Source organism: Shewanella sp. POL2 (assembly GCF_000282755.1).
GTDB lineage: Bacteria > Pseudomonadota > Gammaproteobacteria > Enterobacterales > Shewanellaceae > Shewanella > Shewanella xiamenensis.
In genome coordinates this window covers 1-18,769 of record NZ_AKZL01000086.1, presented here as the reverse complement: position 1 = coordinate 18,769, position 18,769 = coordinate 1, and the positions used below count along the sequence as shown (strand labels likewise).

General features: G+C 48.0%; 18 protein-coding genes. 10 read left to right on the top strand and 8 right to left on the bottom strand.

The window, feature by feature from the left end; translation table 11 throughout:
• From SHEWPOL2_RS18090 to SHEWPOL2_RS18060, 7 genes are all read left to right on the top strand, one after another.
• Window positions 1–790: HlyD family efflux transporter periplasmic adaptor subunit (locus SHEWPOL2_RS18090; RefSeq protein ID WP_037430404.1), on the top strand; the 790-nt coding region annotated here is incomplete at its 5' end.
• Window positions 791–806: 16 nt separating this feature from the next.
• Window positions 807–1,835, top strand: coding sequence for a DUF2955 domain-containing protein (locus SHEWPOL2_RS18085; RefSeq protein ID WP_037430399.1), 1,029 nt, complete (start codon window positions 807–809; stop codon window positions 1,833–1,835).
• A gap of 190 nt (window positions 1,836–2,025) precedes the next feature.
• Complete coding sequence (locus tag SHEWPOL2_RS18080) at window positions 2,026–2,652, top strand: c-type cytochrome (protein WP_037430398.1); 627 nt, start codon at window positions 2,026–2,028, stop codon at window positions 2,650–2,652.
• 10 nt (window positions 2,653–2,662) lie between these two features.
• Window positions 2,663–3,718, top strand: coding sequence for a c-type cytochrome (locus tag SHEWPOL2_RS18075; protein ID WP_037430395.1), 1,056 nt, complete (start codon window positions 2,663–2,665; stop codon window positions 3,716–3,718).
• Between the two features lie 952 nt (window positions 3,719–4,670).
• Window positions 4,671–5,558, top strand: a complete 888-nt coding sequence (locus SHEWPOL2_RS18070) for a hypothetical protein (protein ID WP_037430393.1) — start codon at window positions 4,671–4,673, stop codon at window positions 5,556–5,558.
• An 89-nt stretch (window positions 5,559–5,647) separates the two neighbouring features.
• On the top strand, window positions 5,648–5,992 hold the full coding sequence (locus SHEWPOL2_RS18065; protein WP_037422546.1) for a hypothetical protein: 345 nt from the start codon (window positions 5,648–5,650) through the stop codon (window positions 5,990–5,992).
• Window positions 5,993–6,083: 91 nt separating this feature from the next.
• Window positions 6,084–6,281 (top strand): hypothetical protein, encoded by a 198-nt coding sequence (locus SHEWPOL2_RS18060; protein WP_181382100.1) that lies wholly within the window; start codon window positions 6,084–6,086, stop codon window positions 6,279–6,281.
• Between the two features lie 596 nt (window positions 6,282–6,877).
• Here SHEWPOL2_RS18060 and SHEWPOL2_RS18055 read toward each other — a convergent pair.
• Window positions 6,878–7,180, bottom strand: coding sequence for a hypothetical protein (locus tag SHEWPOL2_RS18055; protein WP_037430391.1), 303 nt, complete (start codon window positions 7,178–7,180; stop codon window positions 6,878–6,880).
• A 371-nt stretch (window positions 7,181–7,551) separates the two neighbouring features.
• Here SHEWPOL2_RS18055 and SHEWPOL2_RS18050 point away from each other — a divergent pair, with 371 nt between their 5' ends.
• Window positions 7,552–7,908, top strand: a complete 357-nt coding sequence (locus SHEWPOL2_RS18050; RefSeq protein ID WP_037430388.1) for a cysteine-rich CWC family protein — start codon at window positions 7,552–7,554, stop codon at window positions 7,906–7,908.
• 7 nt (window positions 7,909–7,915) lie between these two features.
• On the opposite strand, the gene SHEWPOL2_RS18045 is transcribed toward SHEWPOL2_RS18050, so the two are convergent.
• Both SHEWPOL2_RS18045 and SHEWPOL2_RS18040 read right to left on the bottom strand, forming a co-directional pair.
• The gene (locus tag SHEWPOL2_RS18045; RefSeq protein WP_037430386.1) at window positions 7,916–9,025 is read right to left on the bottom strand and encodes an energy transducer TonB; all 1,110 of its coding nucleotides are present in this window, start codon (window positions 9,023–9,025) and stop codon (window positions 7,916–7,918) included.
• A gap of 159 nt (window positions 9,026–9,184) precedes the next feature.
• Window positions 9,185–10,000: a hydratase gene (locus tag SHEWPOL2_RS18040; protein WP_050991403.1), complete on the bottom strand. Its 816-nt coding sequence runs from the start codon at window positions 9,998–10,000 to the stop codon at window positions 9,185–9,187.
• Between the two features lie 318 nt (window positions 10,001–10,318).
• Between SHEWPOL2_RS18040 and SHEWPOL2_RS18035 the strand changes: the two genes are divergently transcribed.
• Window positions 10,319–11,293 (top strand): DMT family transporter, encoded by a 975-nt coding sequence (locus tag SHEWPOL2_RS18035; protein ID WP_037430384.1) that lies wholly within the window; start codon window positions 10,319–10,321, stop codon window positions 11,291–11,293.
• A 23-nt stretch (window positions 11,294–11,316) separates the two neighbouring features.
• Window positions 11,317–11,940, top strand: coding sequence for an HAD-IA family hydrolase (locus SHEWPOL2_RS18030; protein WP_037430382.1), 624 nt, complete (start codon window positions 11,317–11,319; stop codon window positions 11,938–11,940).
• A 43-nt stretch (window positions 11,941–11,983) separates the two neighbouring features.
• Here the strand turns inward: SHEWPOL2_RS18030 and SHEWPOL2_RS18025 are convergent, their stop codons facing one another.
• The 5 genes from SHEWPOL2_RS18025 to uvrA form a co-directional block, all read right to left on the bottom strand.
• On the bottom strand, window positions 11,984–12,358 hold the full coding sequence (locus SHEWPOL2_RS18025; protein WP_037430377.1) for a hypothetical protein: 375 nt from the start codon (window positions 12,356–12,358) through the stop codon (window positions 11,984–11,986).
• A 170-nt stretch (window positions 12,359–12,528) separates the two neighbouring features.
• Entirely contained in the window at window positions 12,529–14,400 is a 1,872-nt protein-coding gene (locus SHEWPOL2_RS18020) for a DEAD/DEAH box helicase (protein ID WP_037422567.1), read from the bottom strand.
• Between the two features lie 191 nt (window positions 14,401–14,591).
• Window positions 14,592–15,626, bottom strand: coding sequence for a M28 family peptidase (locus SHEWPOL2_RS18015; protein WP_037430372.1), 1,035 nt, complete (start codon window positions 15,624–15,626; stop codon window positions 14,592–14,594).
• An 84-nt stretch (window positions 15,627–15,710) separates the two neighbouring features.
• Complete coding sequence (locus SHEWPOL2_RS18010; RefSeq protein ID WP_211164541.1) at window positions 15,711–16,049, bottom strand: hypothetical protein; 339 nt, start codon at window positions 16,047–16,049, stop codon at window positions 15,711–15,713.
• A 72-nt stretch (window positions 16,050–16,121) separates the two neighbouring features.
• A partial coding sequence (uvrA, locus tag SHEWPOL2_RS18005) for an excinuclease ABC subunit UvrA (protein WP_037430366.1) occupies window positions 16,122–18,769 on the bottom strand: 2,648 nt, incomplete at its 5' end.

Genomic DNA, 18,769 nt, shown 5'->3' with positions numbered 1-18,769 from the left:
CCTAGAACAAGTGCGTCAGGATAATGCCGAACTTGATGCTGCACTCTTAGCCGCTAAAGCAGAAGTGAATGCGAGTGCGACGACTGCACAACAAAAACGCCGCGAGGCCAAACGTTTAGATGCACTTTATGCGACCCATGGCGTTTCGCAGCAGTTGCGTGATCAAGCCGATAGTGATGCGGACGCCGCCGAGGCGAATGTGTTAGCCGCTAATGCTCGCCTCGATAAACTCAAAGTGAGCCGTGGTCTCTATGGCGAAGATAACCTTAGAGTTCGCCAAGCGATGAATGCGTTAGAGCAAGCTGAGCTGAATCTGTCTTACACCCAAATCCGTGCCGACCAAGATGGAGTGGTGACCAACCTGCAACTTGAAGTGGGCAGTTTTGCCGCTGTGGGCCAACCACTACTCGCCTTAGTCTCTGATAAATTGGATATTATTGCCGATTTTCGCGAAAAAACCTTACGGGGTGTGAATGCCGCTTATCCCGCATTAATTGCCTTTGACGGTGAGCCTGGTCGTTTGTATCACGCCCAAGTGAGCAGTGTCGATGCAGGGGTGAGTGCGGGGCAGTTTGATGCCAATGGTCGTTTAGCCGCGCCGCAGGAGTCAGACCGTTGGGTGCGTGATGCGCAGCGCTTAAGACTACATTTAGTGTTAGACGACAATGCGATGAATAACCTACCCGCAGGCGCGCGCGCCACAGTGCAATTGCTGCCCGACAATACGCTGTTTAGCCTGCTAGCCAAGGTGCAGATTAAGGTCATTAGCCTGCTCCATTACATCTATTAATATCAAGGCAATTTGCATGTTGTTACGCCACAATCCATTAACCGCCAATGATTTACGCCAGTGTTTGCGCATTGCCACTGGCGGTACCATTGGTTTTACCCTGTGTAAGCTATTTGGTTGGAGTAATGGGGTGTTTTTTACTGTAACCCCAATGTTATTACTGGGTTTAGTCCCTGTGATAAGTGGCCATGCGGTAAGGCAATTATTGGCATCATCTGCCATTGCGGGGCTTGAAGTCGGCCTGCTCGGAGGCTTCTTCGGTAGCCACCCAGGCATGATGACACCGATTGTCTTCCTGCTGTTTTTGTATCGTTTTGCGGCGATGTCCCGCGGTAGCCTGTTTCTGTTTGGTGCCAATGGCGTGCTGAGTTTAAGCATTATGCTGCACTTTGCTAGCTATCCGGGCACAGATCTTAATGACCTAATTTTTAGTAACTTTTGGGCGACAGGGTTATCAGTCATTATCGCCTATCTGATGACAGCACTTTGGCCCGATGTGGAGCCCCGTGCCGCCTATCAACCCGGCCCTAAGGCGCCGCACCGTATGCGCCATGAGGCGTTGCTCGGTGCCAGCATTGCCACGCTCTCTTTCTTAGTGTTTCAGATTTTCAATCTGCGTGATTCGATGTCGGCGCAGGCAACCACCTTGCTACTTTTATTTCCCATGCATTGGAACGGGGCGTTGGATTATGCCCGTAAACGTGCCATTGGTACCTTGCTTGGGGTGTCTTTTGGGGTGATGGTGCAACTCTTTCTCTACGATTGGTCAGGATTGTTGATCCTGATTGTGCCGCTGCTGTGGCTTGGCCTTATGTTGTTTGCACAGGCCCATGTAAAAGAGGCGAGCGGCTCAGGTGTGGGATTTGGTGCTATGACGACGTTAGGGATTTTGTTTGGGCAATATTTAACTCCAGGTAACGACTTAATTTTTAGTGCCCTGTATCGGGTGAGCAGTATTTTTGTGGCGATAGTGGCGACGTTATTCCTCTGTTATCTGCTACATAAGTTATTGAATAGCTTTGAAGCGACCCGATTTGGTTACTAAAAGGTTAATATTAGATTTTTTTAATACTTGTTCCGCTTCCGTGCAAGGAGTATGGTGTTTTGATGCGTTTAGTGTGGGCTAAACGTAGAACGCACCACTCAATTATCTCTTTTTTAGCGACCTTGGTTTAGCCGTTAACGCGGTTTTTCAAGCGTTTTCGTGTGACTCAAGGTTTGTTCAAGGATAGAAAATGAATAATAAAATTAAAACATTAGCCAAAGGCATCGCGCTCATTAGCGGCTGTGCCTTGACCTCTGTCGCCATCGCTAACACGGCAACAATCCCGCCAGCGGGACAAATCTGCGTGACCTGCCACGGCGTCGAAGGTGAGGGCATTGAGCCACTTGGCCCTCGCTTGGCCGGACTCTCTAAAGAATATATCACCACCCAATTACAACATTTTCAGGCGGGTGTGCGCCAAAATGCGACCATGATGCCGATGGCGATGACACTGCAAGGTGATGGTATTGAGCAAGTAGCGAGTTATTTCTCCGCCAAATTACCTAAAACTGAGATTAAGCCTGTGCTTAGGGGCGAACAAATCACCTTTAGCGATGATACCGCGCGCTTAGCTTACCAAGGCGATTGGTCTCGCGGCTTACCAGCCTGTGTCACATGCCATGGCCCCTCGGGTTTAGGTGGCGGGCTGTTCCCGCGTTTAGCGGGTCAGCAGGCCAGTTATATCAAGACGCAACTCTTGGCGTGGCAAGCTGGCACACGTAAGGGAGATGTGGACGGCATGATGGCCAATGTGGCTAACAAGCTGACCGCCGCCGAGGTGGATGCCTTAGCGAACTACTTTGCGAATTTGAAATAAGGAGCCGGCCATGAAATCTTCTGCCATCTTACTATTGGCCGCCATGGGCGTGCTGACTGCTCAGGTACAAGCGGCGCAAGAATTACCTGATAAACAGGCGCCATTGCCCTCAGTCCCTAAAAATCCTGATCAAACTTATCTTACGCCTAGACCCTTAAGTGCGATTCCCGAAGGTGCCTTTGGCGATAAAGTACGCTTGGGTTATCAGCTATTTGTGAATACCCAGCAGTTAAGAGATAAGTATGTGGGTAACGAGCTTAACTGTGCTAACTGCCATATGGATGCGGGCCGCAAGGCGAATGCGTCACCGGTGTGGGGCGCCTATTTTGCCTATCCCGCGTATCGTAAAAAAGACGATAAAGTAAATACCTTTCAAGAGCGGATACAAGGCTGCTTTAACTATTCGATGAATGGTAAAGCCCCCGCTGCGGGCAGCCCCGAACTGGTTGCGCTATCGGCTTATGCCTACTGGTTAGGGATGAGTGGTTTGATGGATGCGGCTAACCTTGATGGTCCAGTGCCAGAACTTAGCGATGCCGAATTGGTAAAAGGCGCCAAACGTGAGGATTTCTCGCTGCCAGACGCCCTAGCCAAAGCCATGACAGTGGAGCAACGCGCAAATCTGCCGGGCCGTGGTTATCCTGAGATCCCAAAACCTGAACTTGCGTTCTCACCCGAGCGTGGCAAAGCCGTGTATACGGCCCACTGCCAAGCGTGCCACGGCGCCGATGGTCAAGGCCAAGCAATTGCTGGTGTTTACTCTCTGCCACCATTATGGGGCCCAATGAGTTACAACTGGGGCGCGGGGATGCACAGGGTCAATACAGCCGCATTCTTCATTTATGAAAACATGCCTTTCGGTAAGAGCATGCAGTTGACTAACCAACAAGCTTGGGACGTTGCCGCTTACATCAACTCCCATGAACGGCCACAGGACCCCCGCAATAAGGGCGATGTGAAACAAGCGCAGGAAAAATACCATAACGATAACGACTATTACGGTGTCGACGTCGATGGCAAAGTGCTTGGCACCGCCTCTTATCCGGTGTTTCCGAAAAAGTCGTAGTTTAGTCGCTTTGATTGAAGGTTCTCGCGGTGAAATAAAGCGAGTGAATTAGTTACGCAGAAAGAAAGCAAGCCAGCAAGCTTAAAGTTTGCTGGCTTTTTTATTGGGTAAAATGTGTTGGGGATTTTACTTAAAGTTATTTAATATCAGATTATTATTGTTTAGTGATTAGCTAACACAAAAGAGTTACGCCTGCCCCATATTTCTGAATTGGCAATATTATCGCGGTGAATATGTTAGTCATAGCGGCCTAACGGCCGAGGTGAATCAAAGTCGTGGGTCTTCAACCCACACCCGACCAAGAGGGGATCAACAGCAATTCCCTCTTGCCTCTTTGTTAATAAGAGTCCTCGCCGAACAACGTCCATGTCTAACTGCCAGTTCGCCATCCGTGGCTCTCGTTCGTAACGCTGCTATGCAGCACTCACCCTAGCGAAGTTACATGCATTGGTTAGTGGTTTCGTGCTTATTCGAAAATCACTAACGCTTCCGATGGGGCGTCCCTTCCCCCCGAAAGCTACGTAGACTTCCTGTCTGCGTCACGCGATTTTCTTCAACGCCCTTCAACAACTTCGCAGGGTAGGGTGAACTTCTGTTGCCTTGGTGTTAGCTGTTAGTCCTAAATATTTGTGCTTGTCGTCCCATCTTTCTGGGAAATTTATAAACTAACTTTAAAGTGAGCCTATAAAGGTATCGGTTTTTGTTTGGATGTTTATGCAATTAACTGAAATTATTACCCTTTCACTTTGCCTAATACTATTTACCGCGCCAAAATGCTTCTCGGTAAATAAAGTCTCGATTTTTCTGGATGAAAAATGTTGATAGCCCGCTGAGGATGATGCTAACTTATTGTCATCATTAAATTATTTGCTCGTTTATTCCCATGTCTAACTCTATTCGGGTTGGGGTTTATTAGAAGAGCAGGTAATACACTGTTAGGCGGGAGAGGAATATGCAATTTAATACTATCGACGAAGCAAAAGAATATGTTGTTTCTCTCACGAATAAGGCAAGAACCATCGAGAATATTGATTCAGCCATAAGCTACTATCAAGAAATGGTGGATAGCTCTCATAGTGAAGATTTGAAAAAATTGTGGCTTTCAGAACTCGATAAATTGAGTGAATTGAAAAATAGCGATGATTTTAAGAATGGTAACTATCCCCAAGGAATTGATGACCTGATTCTTGAGCTAGTTGAGTGGCGTTCAATTATTTACGCCTTCCAGAATGTTGATACTCAGCGTGAGCCATTTAAAGAGAGCGGGTTTTATGCGCAATGGTATCTTGGAGGCATCTATGGGGTATTTTCCATATTTGGAAAGCTACTGAGTAAAGATAAACGTGACAATTCGCTAAGAAAACTGTGGGAAACAATTTCACCAATTATGCTTGGTGAAGGTGCGTGCACTAAGCCAGAGGTTGATTGCATCAACGCAGCTCTTGATGTTAAATCTGGTCGTTTCACGAATGAAAACTCACAGGCGCTATTATTTAGAAATAAGCTAATTTCTCATAATGAGGCTATGCCGGTTGTAAAGTGGGATGAAGTTGACAAGGATTTTGCATTTCTGATTCGGATGTGGTCATTGTTAGTCTCTTGGAGCTCATTCGGACTGTTTCAACCATTTAGAACTGATGACCAAGCATTTCTTGGCGTTGAACCCATGTTCGAACGTTCAGAAATATCGAACTTAAAAGCAAAAAGACAGGAATACCTAAAAATGGTTGAAAAGTGGTCTAAAAGCTTTGTTCATACTGGCGAAGTTGACCCTGGTAGAGGAGCCTTTTCTACTTTATCTGTCAAAGTTTCCATTGTTTCTGAAGATGAAAAAGCCTAATAATCGCCAGCACGGGGACAAAGTTTACGCTGCGCTTCAACTTTGCCCGTGTGACGGGCGTTATATGCCTTTGTTAGCACAGGAGCAGAATGAAAGTTTCTTTAGGAAAACTGAGCGCATGGTTTGCAATAGTCGGTGCAATCGGAATTTTCATGTGGGTTCCTTGGCTAATATACAAATCCATTACCGACGATAGTTCCTACGATTTTTTAATGTTTTTTAGCATGATGGTTGGCGTGCTGCTTTCAATCGTTCACCATTTTTTAGCTTTCTTTGTGAAATGCCCCAATTGCGGTAAATCATTGATGGTTAGAGGATTCAAAAAAATAAAGCCAGAAACTCATGACAGTGGGTTAGAAGTGGCATTTTTATGGTTTACTGACAAAGTTCACTGCATGCATTGCGGTGTTAAGGTCGATAAATGCGGCATATAACAAGCAAAGGCAAAGCGACGCGTACTGCGGCTTCCATGTATTGGATCTTAATCCAGGCAGCACAATAATCGCAGTCAAGGAGGGAGGCATTATGTCCAACTGGCGTGCTGGACCATTGCAAATCTCTTTTGATGCTCAAGCTAATAACACTTATTTTGTTCGCCTAACTGCCGAGCTTGCTAACGCAGCTTATCTTGGAGGCGTGGCCAGTATTTCTGGTAATTATTCGCTGGGATTGGTTAATCCAGAAGTGGCAACGCAAGAGTTGCGTGAAACTAAGAAAAACTAACAAGGCAAGCCTGCTTCGCACTTTCGCGAATAAAAGTTGGGACAGGCACAAATCTGCCGAGAAAGATCGGACAGGCATAACTCTTTCCGGGTTTACTGCCAGCACAGCAGTAATAGGAGTTCACCATCCCCTCGGAGTTGCCGCAGGGCATTTGCGTTCGTTGCGTGAGCGAGGCATGAATGCCGAGATAGCGTCAGTCGAATCAGGGACGAGCGTCTGACGCGATAGCATAAGGACGCTAAATGCCCAAGGGGCTTTCAACTCCGTTAGGGGCGTCTTGGAGCATCCAAGGAGGATAGGACGAGCAGTCCTCCTTGGTCGGGTGTGGGTTGAAGACCCACGACTTTGACTTATCTCGACCGAAGGCCGCAATGATTCACATAATTACAGCGATAACCTTGCCAATTAAAACGCTAAACAAACCAGCATTATTATCGGGTGTGGGGTGAAGCCCCACGACCTTGATTCACCTCGGCCGTATGGCATCAATTACTAATAACTACGTTACTTACAACGATAACTTTATTGGTGTAATGCCAAGCAAATGATCGCAATTTATTGAGGGGAGCTCCACGACTGAAGTGGTTAGGCAAAAATTAATTTTTACTGCACTTATAAATATCAAACTCAGCTCCGGTGATTTTCCCCCTCAAACTCTCGTCTGCTGAAATGATCTTATAGTGTGTTCCGCCTTCCATATAAACCGTATTCGCAATAGCTTTTCTGAAGTTATTTGGGTGTTGCGATGTTACGCTCGAAGTGCCAACCATAACGCAATTTGCGGTTGCATCATCGTTGTTGGATAAAGCTTGGATTCCTGTCGCGCCAGGGAGATATTGAAGCTTAGCGGTACAGCCTGCAACAACGAGTAATAAACTAGATAATATTAATTTATTCATATACATAACCAAATCAAAAAGACAGCAGGCAAGATAACATAACCGTACGTATGACTAAAAAATATTAACGTGACCTTCTTTGCATTTTTATTAAAAAATCAATCCAATATGAGCGATACTACAATAGTGAAAGAGCGGGCAAGCGCAACTCTTTCTGGCTTTATAGCCAACACAGAAGTGACAGAAATTCGCCATCACCTCTGAGTTTCCGCTGGAGGAATAGACAAATTGCGTGAGTCCGGGAATAGTTATTCACGAAGCATCTCTTTTGAAAAGCTTTAAAGTCTAACCTTGGTGTAAATCAACTCAGCTTGAGTTGCAAAAAACCATTATTATTTCTGCGTTATCACTCCGATGCCATAAGGATTACCGTGCCTAAGCACTTACAAGACGTTCAGTTCGATACCACGCAGCTGTGCCCTTTATGCCAAGGGGCGAATCAGTGTGCAATGACTCTTGGCGCCGAGATCAGTGACTGTTGGTGTGCTAAGCAGAGGTTTCCTAATCTGACTCAATTGCTATCTGGCGATTTGGCGGCAGGCTTATCAACAGACGCTACCGTAGTGCTGAGTGCTGATAAGTTAGCGCAACTATTATCGCAGCCTGCGACGGCTTGTATTTGTGAGACTTGTTTAAGCCGGATAAAGCGAGTGCTAACTACTTCTGCTTCAGAAGATAAAAACAGCCCATCGGGATTAGGCGATGGGCTGGGATATGAGGTGAAATAGCGGGCTATTAATTGATGGTGTAATCCAGTTGCACGCTAATTTGTGCTTCTACAGCTTTACCATTTTCAAATTTGGGTGCGTAACGCCATTTATTTAAGGCTTCGATGCTTTCTTTTTCAAATAAAGCACCTCCCTTAGAGGCTAAGATTTCAGGATTTTTCACAAAGCCATGTTCATCAACGGTAAATTTAAGTTGAACCCAGCCGCTTTTACGTTTTTGGACGTAGGATGCAGGGTATTTAGGCACCGTGCGAAACAGCGGTTGTTGTTCCTGTGCGTCGGCCCAAGGGCGCATTTTACCGATAGCGATACAGTGGGCGGTGGACTCGTCACGCTTTCCTTGGCGCTCATACAGTTCGACTAAATAAGCGTGGGCGCTTAAGGCATAGGGATGGCTAAAGTTAAGGGCGTCAAACTGCTTAACCACTTCTAAAAGCAACGGAATCGCCTTGTCATCATGCTTTTCGGCATATTCAACAGCACCGACGACATAGGTGGCTTTGACTCTGTCGAGGGCATTTTCGGGCAGGATTTCTTTGTAAGTTTCATAGGCCTCGAAGGCATAGCTTCTTACGCTTCTTGTATATAGCTCAGTATTGGATAAGCGGTTAAAAGCGGCCATTTTTACATCGGCGATCAGTTTCTTTTTATCGGATTTTTCAGCAATTGTGATTGCATCAAGCAAATCATTTTTTGCATCTTTGGCTTCGACAGAGGTTTCCGCTGCGCCGAGTAGTGGGTCGATAAGCTCAGCTGCATGCTCGCCGTAATGCTTTTTATAATTGCTTAATGCGAGTTGATATAACTCATTCGCCTTTGCTGTTTTTGGCAAATTCTTTTCTTCAAATGGGTAAGGGGCGACTTGCTTCTCTATCGCTCCTGCCCAGTTCATGGCGAGGTTAGCTAAGTCGACACTGTCCTTGGCATATTGAGCTTCGCCCAATTCGAAGGCCCTTTTGGCACTGGCTTCTATTTGGTCGTTATCACCTTGTTTGAGTGCGGCTTGGTAGTCACTGTAGGCTTGGGGAAAGCTGTTTTCCGAGGCAGTTAAAGGTAACGAAGTACTTAAGGCTAAAGCAAATAGACTGGCTAAGGGTAATATTTTTCCGTCTAACATCTTGTATATCCTTATGTTTAGTTTCTTCGGATAGTACAAATGTTTCACTCTTGATACAAGTTTGTTTTCGGCAGTTGGTCGCTAGGGGAACGCTAAGAAGGTAAGCCTTTGCCTACCTTCTTACTTTGCCTATGGGTTTGGCGCCCTTTAGGCAGTGACTTATTTAGTCACAAACTGCAAATCAAATTGGCCTAGCTCGCCGTAGTGGAATTGGCAGGTTTGATTGAGTGGCAAATCTAATACCCCCGCATAGGAGCCAGTAATCACATATTGTCCTCGGGTTAAGCCAATCCCTTGGGCGGATAAAAAGTTGACTAACCAGTAGAGTCCGGCCTTAGCGAAACCATTTGGATGAACAGCTGCTTTTTGCAGTGTTTCGCTCTGTTGCTGCTCGTTATGAGCAATTTCAACACTCAGGGCGAAATGGCCTGTTTCTATCTTGGCTGGTGCAAGTAGTTCTGGCCCTAACCATAGACCTTGATTGACTAACCCATCGGCGAGGGCATCGAAGTGATTAGCTTCGCTTGGGTTTTGGTAGCGACTTTTGATGAGTTCTAAGGCGAGGCGGGTTTTACCTAGGGCTGCGTCGATTTCTGCCTCAGAATAGGGCGTAGCTCGTGGCGGTAAATCGCTGCTGATTTCAAAGGCGAGCTCGGGCTCGACACGGGCTAGCCCTTTGCTTGAAGGATAAAGCGGGCAATCGGCGGTTTGCAGATACACATCATGTTGATAGATGGGCGCCACTACGGTTTTTTCCGCCGTCGGGAGTAGACACTTCCACCCCGCAATCGGGTTGCCTTGGGCGCTAAATTCCTGCGCAATCGCTTGTTGGATGGCAAAGGCGTGGGGGAAATTCTTGGGCCTTAACGCTTCTTGCAACAGGTCGCCCGCTTCACCTTTAGCGCGGCGCTGCGCGAGTTCTTGTGCTGCGGTGTTAATGGACTCAAGCTGTGCTTTCGTGTCTATTGGTGACATTTTTATCCTAACTGACTTATTTTTAAAGACTTATATAGAGTGGCTTATGCCGCAATAAATGTGTACATAAGATATCAATTGACTCTATAAATCCAATCTGGGCCAAAAGAGAAATTGCGCTCAATATACCTTTTTGTGTCGGCAAAGGCTTGATAAAACTTATCTTCAAATGCTGAGTATTTATCGCTGAGCAAGATTGATTGAGTGTCAGCTTAACCATCCAAACAGGCGGATAAGTTAATCGCTTTTTAGGCTAGATCTTAGCGCGGTGCGGTGCCAGAATGGCGTTCCTTTCTGCTGTACTACTGGGACTTTTCCGTGAATCAAAGCCACTCTGGATCCTTGGCAAATAACCATGCTCAATTGGGATTATTGTTTATTTCTGTTGCCGTGCTGTTTTGGGGGATTTTACCTATAGCACTTAAGCTATCGGGGAGTTTTATCGACCCAGTGACGTTGACTTGGTTTCGGTTTTTGGTGGCGCTCTTGGTCAGTATTTTTGTGCAGTGGAGTGCTGGGAGTTTGAAACAGTTTGCGGCGCTAGATGCTAAGGTTTGGCTCAGGCTTATCCTCGCCGGACTGTTTTTAATGCTTAACTATGTGTCATTCGTCTATTCCCTCGACTATTTAGCCCCGGGCGCGGCGCAGCTTAATTTTCAAACCTCGCCATTTTTCCTCGCCTTTGGCGGCGTGTTATTTTTTAAAGAACGCTTGAACGCGGTGCAGCTCAGTTGTTTTGCCGCTTTAGCCTTAGGGATGTTAATGTTTTTCCATCCCTTTTTAGATTTTTCGGCAACTGATAATCATGAGATCTGGCTTGGGGTGATGATAGTGCAGTTTTCAGCATTGTCATGGACCACTTATGCGCTGCTGCAAAAGTCACTGTTGAACCGTTTGTCCCCCGCCAACGTACTCTTAGTTATCTATGCCTTAGGTATTTTTGCGATGGCGCCCTTTAGCGACTTTAGCCAATTTGCGCAAATGGATAGCTTTGACTGGCAAGTGGCGCTGTTTTGCGCCGCCAATACCTTGATTGCCTACGGCTGTTTTGGGCAATCAATGAAGTATTGGCCGACGGCACAGGTGAGCGCCATGTTGGCGTTAACGCCGGTATTTAGCTTTAGCGCCACGGCATTAGTGGTGAGTTTCGGTTGGTGGCCTGACGTGTTTAAGGCCGATGAGTTAGATGCTTTATCGCTCTTTGGCATAGGTGTGATTATTGTCTCTGTGATGGTGGTGCAGTTGCTGCCCCTGTATCGCCAGCGCCGCGCGAGACGTTTACAACCCATTTAACTGGCAGCTGAATAGGTATCCTAGTGATCACACGCCTGACCGATATTGAATTAGAACAGATCCGCGGGGTTATCTTCGATCTCGACGGTACGCTTGCCCATTCAAACCCTGACTTTAAAGGCTTAAGAGCGGCATTAGGTATTGGATCGGGTACCGATATTCTCGAACATATCCATAGCCTTGAGACTACTATGGCCAAGATGCAGGCGCTGGAAATTGTCCATGACTACGAGCTTGCCAGCTCGCGCCAAGCGAGCTGGATTGAAGGCGCGCAGGCGTTGATTGCGTTTTTAAAGATGCGGCAACTGCCGCTGGCGATTTTGACCCGCAATATGCCCGAGGCGGCCAAAATTACCATTGAAAAACTCGGTATTGATATCCCCTTAGTGCTGACCCGTTACGATGCCGAGCCAAAGCCTCACCCGCAGGGGATCCACTTGATTTGCGAGCAATGGCAGTTGAGTCCGTCGGATATCTTGTATGTGGGGGATTACCTATTTGATCTGCAAACCGCGCAAAACGCCGGTAGCCGCTGCGCCCTCTACTGCCCTGAAGAGGTGCCCGACTATGCACTCGCGGCGGATTTACTCATTGGCAATTATCAGAGTTTTATTGAAGCTTGGGCAGTGGCAATCCCAAAAGACTAAGTGCACACGATGCCAGATTGATAAGGTTTTATATCACTTTATGTCAATTCTCACTCGATGTGTTTGCGGTTAGGGAATCTTGCTTATCTTGTTTTAGCCCAAGCCGAATACTGTCGAGTAATGCCACTAACCAGCAGAGTAAAAAGCCATAGAGCAGTTCATTGGCATTGGCAATTGTGGTCTGGGTTTGTTGGGTGATTTCGGCAGAAATCACCCCGATATCAAGCGGTAAGGTGCCGTTTTGAATATCTAAGGCGATCACTTGCGCCACTTGATAGATTTGCATGAGTAGCAGCACAAGGCTCACGACCGCTAAGCTAAAAAATACCAGTGCAGTGCGTTTATGTTTTAGGTAAAAATGGCCGCTGCCGGGGGCGACAAAGGCGGATAACAGGCCAGCATTAAAGGCTTTTTTCATCGAAATATACTAATTGCATTGCTAAAGATTACGCCGACACTAATAGACATGATGGCTTAAGTGCAAGTTAATTTGGGCCAAGTATGAGTTAATTTGGAAAATATTGGATAACAAAAAAGGAGCCTAGGCTCCTTTTTTATGCGCTTGACCTAAGGGTTTAGGTTTGCGGATTACTCTTCGCGTGGTTTACGTGGTCTACGTTCGCCTGCTGGCTTGTCTGAACGTGGTTTGCGGTCTGCAAACGGCTTGTCACCCGACGCTGCACGTGGCTTACGATCACCGGCTGGGCGGTCGCTACGTGGACGACGGTCGCTACGGGCACCACGGCCAGAGTCAACAAAGACTTGGTCGCCAGCTTCACGGATATTCAATGGCTTACCACACACGCGCACTTTCTTCAGGTGTTGTAGTACATCTTTTGGCATGCCGTCTGGCAGGTCAACAGTTGTCACTGAATCATAAAGTTGGATTGCACCGATATAACGGCTGTCGATATTGGCTTCGTTTGCGATAGCGCCAACGATATTGCCTACACCTACGCCATTTTCACGACCTACGTCGATCACATAACGGCACATTTTCAGGTCTGGATTGTCTTTTAACGCTTCAGCGCTGCCTAAGCTTGCTGGCATTGGACGAGATTCACGGCTACGGCGTTCGCCACGGTCAGCACCACGGTCTGAACTACGTTCGCTACGCTCACTGCGTTCATCACGAACACGTTCTTGAATCGCAGGTAATTGCAGTGGACGTTCCTGCTGAACTTGGTGCAGTAGGGCAGCCGCGAGCAGATCGGTATCTACTTCAAGTTGCTGGCATAACTGAGCAACAGCTTCACGCATAAATTCGAGATCGTTGTTCATGGTTTGAGCGAGCTGCTCACCCAAGCGTGACAGGCGACGTTCTGCAACGGTTTCTGGGCTTGGTACTTTCATTGGCGAAATGCGGCTGTTAGTCGCACGCTCGATAGTGCGCAACATACGCATTTCACGGCTGGTAACGAACAGAATTGCCATACCATTACGACCAGCGCGGCCAGTACGACCGATACGGTGAACGTAAGCTTCTGTATCGTATGGAATATCGTAGTTTACTACGTGGCCAATACGCTCAACGTCTAGACCACGGGCCGCAACGTCAGTCGCGATCAGAATGTCTAGCTTACCGTTTTTGAGTTGTTCAACTGCACGCTCACGGGCTTGTTGGTTCATATCACCATGTAAAGGTGATGATGCATAGCCACGGGCTTCAAGTTTTTCAGCTAATTCAACACATGAGTTACGAGTACGAACGAAGATGATGATACCTTCAGTATTTTCAACTTCTAACACGCGTACTAACGCTTCTAATTTATTGTGCTGTGATACCTGTACGAAACGTTGTTCGATTGATTCAACTGTCGTTTGGCTAGACTCGATACGCACATGTACAGGGCTACGTAAATGCTGGTTAGCAACACGTTTAATTTGCTCTGGCATTGTGGCCGAGAATAGTGCTAATTGGCGCTCGCTTGGCGTGTGCTCAAGGATCCATTCGATATCATCGATGAAGCCCATTTTTAGCATTTCGTCGGCTTCATCGAGCACGAGTGCTTTTAATGAATCGAGTTTTAACGTGCCACGACGCATATGGTCCATTACACGACCAGGCGTACCCACGATAACTTGTGGACCACGTTTGAGGGCATTCAACTGTTGTTGCATGCTTTGACCACCGTAGATCGGCAGTACATGGAAATTCTTAATAAATTTGGCATAGCTACTGAACGCTTCAGCAACTTGAACTGCAAGTTCACGCGTCGGTGCTAATACTAAAATTTGCGGTGTGGTTTGGCTGGTGACTTTATTCAGCAGCGGCAGCGCGAAGGCGCCAGTTTTACCTGTACCAGTTTGCGCTTGACCTAAAATATCTTTGCCAGCCATAAGTGGATCAATACTGGCTGATTGGATTGGCGTTGGTTTTTCATAACCTAGCTCGTCAAGAGCACGCAACAAATTCTCGGATAGGCCGAGTTCACGGAAAGTTCTTTCATCGGATGACATTGAGTTGTAGCCTTGTGGATGCGCGCGGATTGGCGCTTAAGTTTCACAGACAGAAAATCAACCCCGTGTCGATTTCCCGCGAACGACGGATTATAGCAGCATATAAGCCGCTTTACCAATCCGGATAAGGATAAATCCACCGTTTGGGAAGGTTTTTTCGCAGAAACTGAGCAAGAAACGCGCCACTTCGGCTAATTTTTCAAAAAGTTGCCATCGAGTTTAATTAATTCAAAAGCCGATTCCGCTACCGCGGCGAGAAAAACATAGTCCAAGGTCTCGTAGGTATCCTCCGGCGTATGATATTGCGGATGGGTGGGCACACCAAAATATAGCCAAGGGATTTTAGCCTGATGAAAGGGATAATGATCCGATGCTCTTAGCCAATTGGTGCTCTGGATACTTCTCCCCACAGGCTTAGGGTGACTGAGTTTGATGCACAGGCCGTTAGATTGATTCAACATTGGCCTAAATTGAGGAAATTGATAAAAGTTGCGGCTGCCCTCAAGGTAAATCGCGTAAGGGCGACTTGGGTGGCCAATCATATCCAGATTGAGCATCAGTTCAAATTGCGCTTCAGGCATTCGCTGCTTGAGTTGCTCCACTAAGGCAGTGCTGCCAAACAGTCCAGGTTCTTCGGCATCGGTCGCGACAAACATTAAGTTAATGTTGGGGAGTGAGTCGGGCGCAGCGCGTTGCTGCGCTTGCCAGTGGTTGGCGATGGCGAGTAATGCGGCAACGCCGGAGGCATTGTCATCGGCACCGTGGTAAACCTTGCCGCCTTTTATGCCGAGATGATCATAGTGAGCGACTACAATACGCCATTTATCCGTAGGTTGTCGCGCTGGCGCTAAGGCGACCAGATTGCTTCCCACCTCTTGGCTAAATAGGGTGGAATATTCGAAGGGAACCTCGAAGGTTGTTCCCCAAGGCTTAAGGCCTAGTTGTTGAAACTGGCGGTTTAAATAGTCGCGCGCCTTGGCAGCACCTTCCGTTTGGGTTTTACGCCCCATTAATTCTGCTGAGCTGAGTGTTGCTACTGTTTGCTTAAGATCTGCGGAGGCAGCCCAATTCAATCGAATCGCCTCTGGCGAGCAAGTATATTCGGCAGGTTGGCTAGTGCAGGCCATGAGTCCCATACATAGGCTAAGGGTAAAAAAGCGCAATAAGCCCGTGCATGGAGACCATGAGCGGATGATTGCAGTGAGTGCGTGTGCCAAATTGCCCATGATTATCCTTAAGGTTGGCAATAGGAACAATCAATCCTAAGCCTAACAGGGATTTAGCTAGAGTGCATGGGCCCTAATGTGGATTTAATCTAATACTTGGATCTCGGGGGAGAGCGCCGCCTCTTGGTGCGGGCTTAAATTAAAGTGCTCTAAGCCTGAGACCAAATGTGTGCGCGAGCACAGGGTGACCTGAGTATTTTTGGTGAGTCCACCTTGGGCAAGCGTGGTGACTCGGCCATCGGGTAATGCCAGCAGGCTATTTTCTGCGGTGCTATCTAATACAGTAACTTGTAAGCGTGTGGGTTGACCGATAATCGGATCGATAGCCGCGATAGCAAGTGCGAATAGCATTAGTCCTAAACAGGTAATGAGCATGAGATTAACGCGACTTAAGCTGGTTAAGTTGGGGCGATGTTCTAACAAAATATCCTCCTCGATGGAGTGCGCCTTGGGAGTGTTCTCCCAAGGCGTCGTTGAGGTTGAAGCCTTACCTGATTATGACTGCGTTGCTAGTTGTGCATCCCGCTCCAGCAGCGGCTTTAAGAAGCGTGCCGTGTGTGAGGTAGGATGCAAGGCTACTTCTTCTGGTGTGCCTGTGGCGAGGATTGTACCGCCGCCACCGCCGCCTTCAGGGCCTAAGTCGATAATCCAGTCTGCGGTTTTAATCACATCCAGATTATGCTCAATCACCACAATCGTGTTGCCGTGGGATTTGAGTCGATGCAGTACATCCAGCAGCAATTGGATATCGGCAAAGTGCAGGCCTGTGGTTGGTTCATCCAATATATACAAGGTCTTACCGGTATCGCGTTTAGAGAGTTCCTTGGCCAGTTTTACCCTTTGGGCCTCACCGCCAGATAGCGTCGTCGCGCTTTGACCTAACCGCACGTAAGACAAACCCACATCCATTAGGGTTTGCAGTTTGCGGGCAATCGCAGGCACGGCATCGAAAAATTCGCGTGCATCTTCCACCGTCATTTGCAGCACTTCGTGGATGTTCTTACCCTTGTAGCGCACCTCTAAGGTTTCGCGGTTATAACGTTTGCCCTTACAGGCATCGCAGGGCACATACACATCGGGCAGGAAGTGCATTTCGACTTTAATTAAGCCATCGCCTTGGCAGGCCTCGCAGCGACCACCTTTGACGTTAAAGGAGAAGCGCCCGACCTGATAACCGCGAGTTCGGGATTCCTGCGTTCCGGCAAAAATCTCCCGAATTGGGGTAAAGATGCCAGTATAAGTGGCGGGGTTTGAGCGCGGAGTGCGGCCAATCGGGCTTTGGTCGATATCGACCACTTTATCGCATTGCTCCATGCCGACAATCCGATCGTAAGGCGCGGGCTCATCGACGGTGGCGCCGTTGAGTTGTTTGTGGGCAATTCTAAAGAAGGTATCGTTAATCAGCGTCGATTTACCTGAGCCCGATACTCCAGTCACACAGGTGAATAATCCCACAGGGATGGTTAAATCGACATTACGCAGGTTATTGCCGCGGGCGCCGTAAAGCTCAATCACTTGTTTCGGGTCGAACGGCGTACGTGGAGTGCTGATATGAATATTGCGTTTACCCGAAATGTACTGCCCAGTGACGGACTCGTCGCAGGCGATAATTTTCTCAATCGGACCGTCGCAAATCACTTCACCACCATGGACGCCAGCGCCTGGGCCGATATCGATAATATGATCCGCCATACGAATCGCGTCTTCATCGTGCTCTACTACAATCACTGTGTTGCCTAAATCCCGCAGGTGGATCAGGGTTTGCAGCAGACGCTCGTTATCCCGCTGGTGCAAGCCGATAGAAGGCTCATCGAGCACATACATTACGCCGACAAGCCCGGCACCAATTTGGCTGGCTAAGCGAATACGCTGCGCTTCACCGCCCGAGAGGGTCTCGGCCGAGCGTGATAGGCTTAAATAGTTAAGGCCAACATTGACGAGGAAACCTAAACGGTCGCGCACTTCCTTGAGGATTTTTTCAGCAATTTGTGCTTTTTGGCCGCTGAACTCGAGTTTGTCAAAATAATCTAGGGCTTCACCAATTGACCAAACGGTCAGTTTTGGCAAGTTAAGATCGCCAATAAATACGTGGCGAGCCTCTTCACGCAAACGCGAGCCGCCACAGCTTTGGCAAGCTTGGGTGTTGATAAACTTGGCCAACTCATCGCGCACCGCGTTACTTTCGGTCTCACGGTAACGCCTGTCCATATTATTTAAGATGCCTTCGAAGGGATGATTGCGCACCACCACATCACCACGGTCGTTGATGTATTTGAAGGCGATGCTGTCTTTACCTGAACCGTAGAGAACGATTTTTCTCACCTTATCCGACAACTGTTCGAAGGGAACTTCGACATCGAACTTATAGTGGTCGGCCAGCGAACTTAGCATCTGGAAGTAATAGAAGTTACGTCTATCCCAGCCGCGAATAGCGCCGCCAGCCAGGGATAACTCAGGGTTGGTGATCACTCTGTCTGGGTCGAAAAACTGTTGTACCCCTAAACCATCGCAGGTTGGGCAAGCACCGGCTGGGTTGTTAAAGGAGAAAATCCGTGGCTCAAGCTCGGCCATCGAGTAACCACAGTGCGGGCAAGCAAAGTTGGCCGAGAAGATTAATTCTTCAGTGGCGCCTTCATCCATGCTGGCGACCACGGCAATCCCACCCGAGAGTTCGAGCGCGGTTTCAAAGGATTCGGCGAGGCGCTGCTGGATATCGCTACGGACTTTAAAGCGATCGACCACCACTTCGATGGTGTGCTTAACGTGTAAGTCGAGGGTTGGCGGATCGGTTAAATCGCAGACTTCACCGTCGATACGGGCGCGGATATAGCCCTGCGCCGATAAGCCTTCGAGTAATTTAACGTGCTCACCCTTACGGCCGTTGACCACGGGCGCCAGCAGCATTAAGCGGCTATCCTCGGGCATTTCGAGCACTTTATCCACCATCTGGCTCACGGTTTGCGCCGCCAGCGGTTGGCCGTGAGTCGGGCAGCGCGGTTCACCCACGCGGGCAAACAGCAGACGCAGGTAGTCGTAAATTTCGGTGATTGTACCCACAGTCGAACGTGGGTTATGGGAGGTTGATTTTTGTTCGATGGAAATCGCCGGGCTTAAGCCTTCGATATGGTCGACATCGGGCTTTT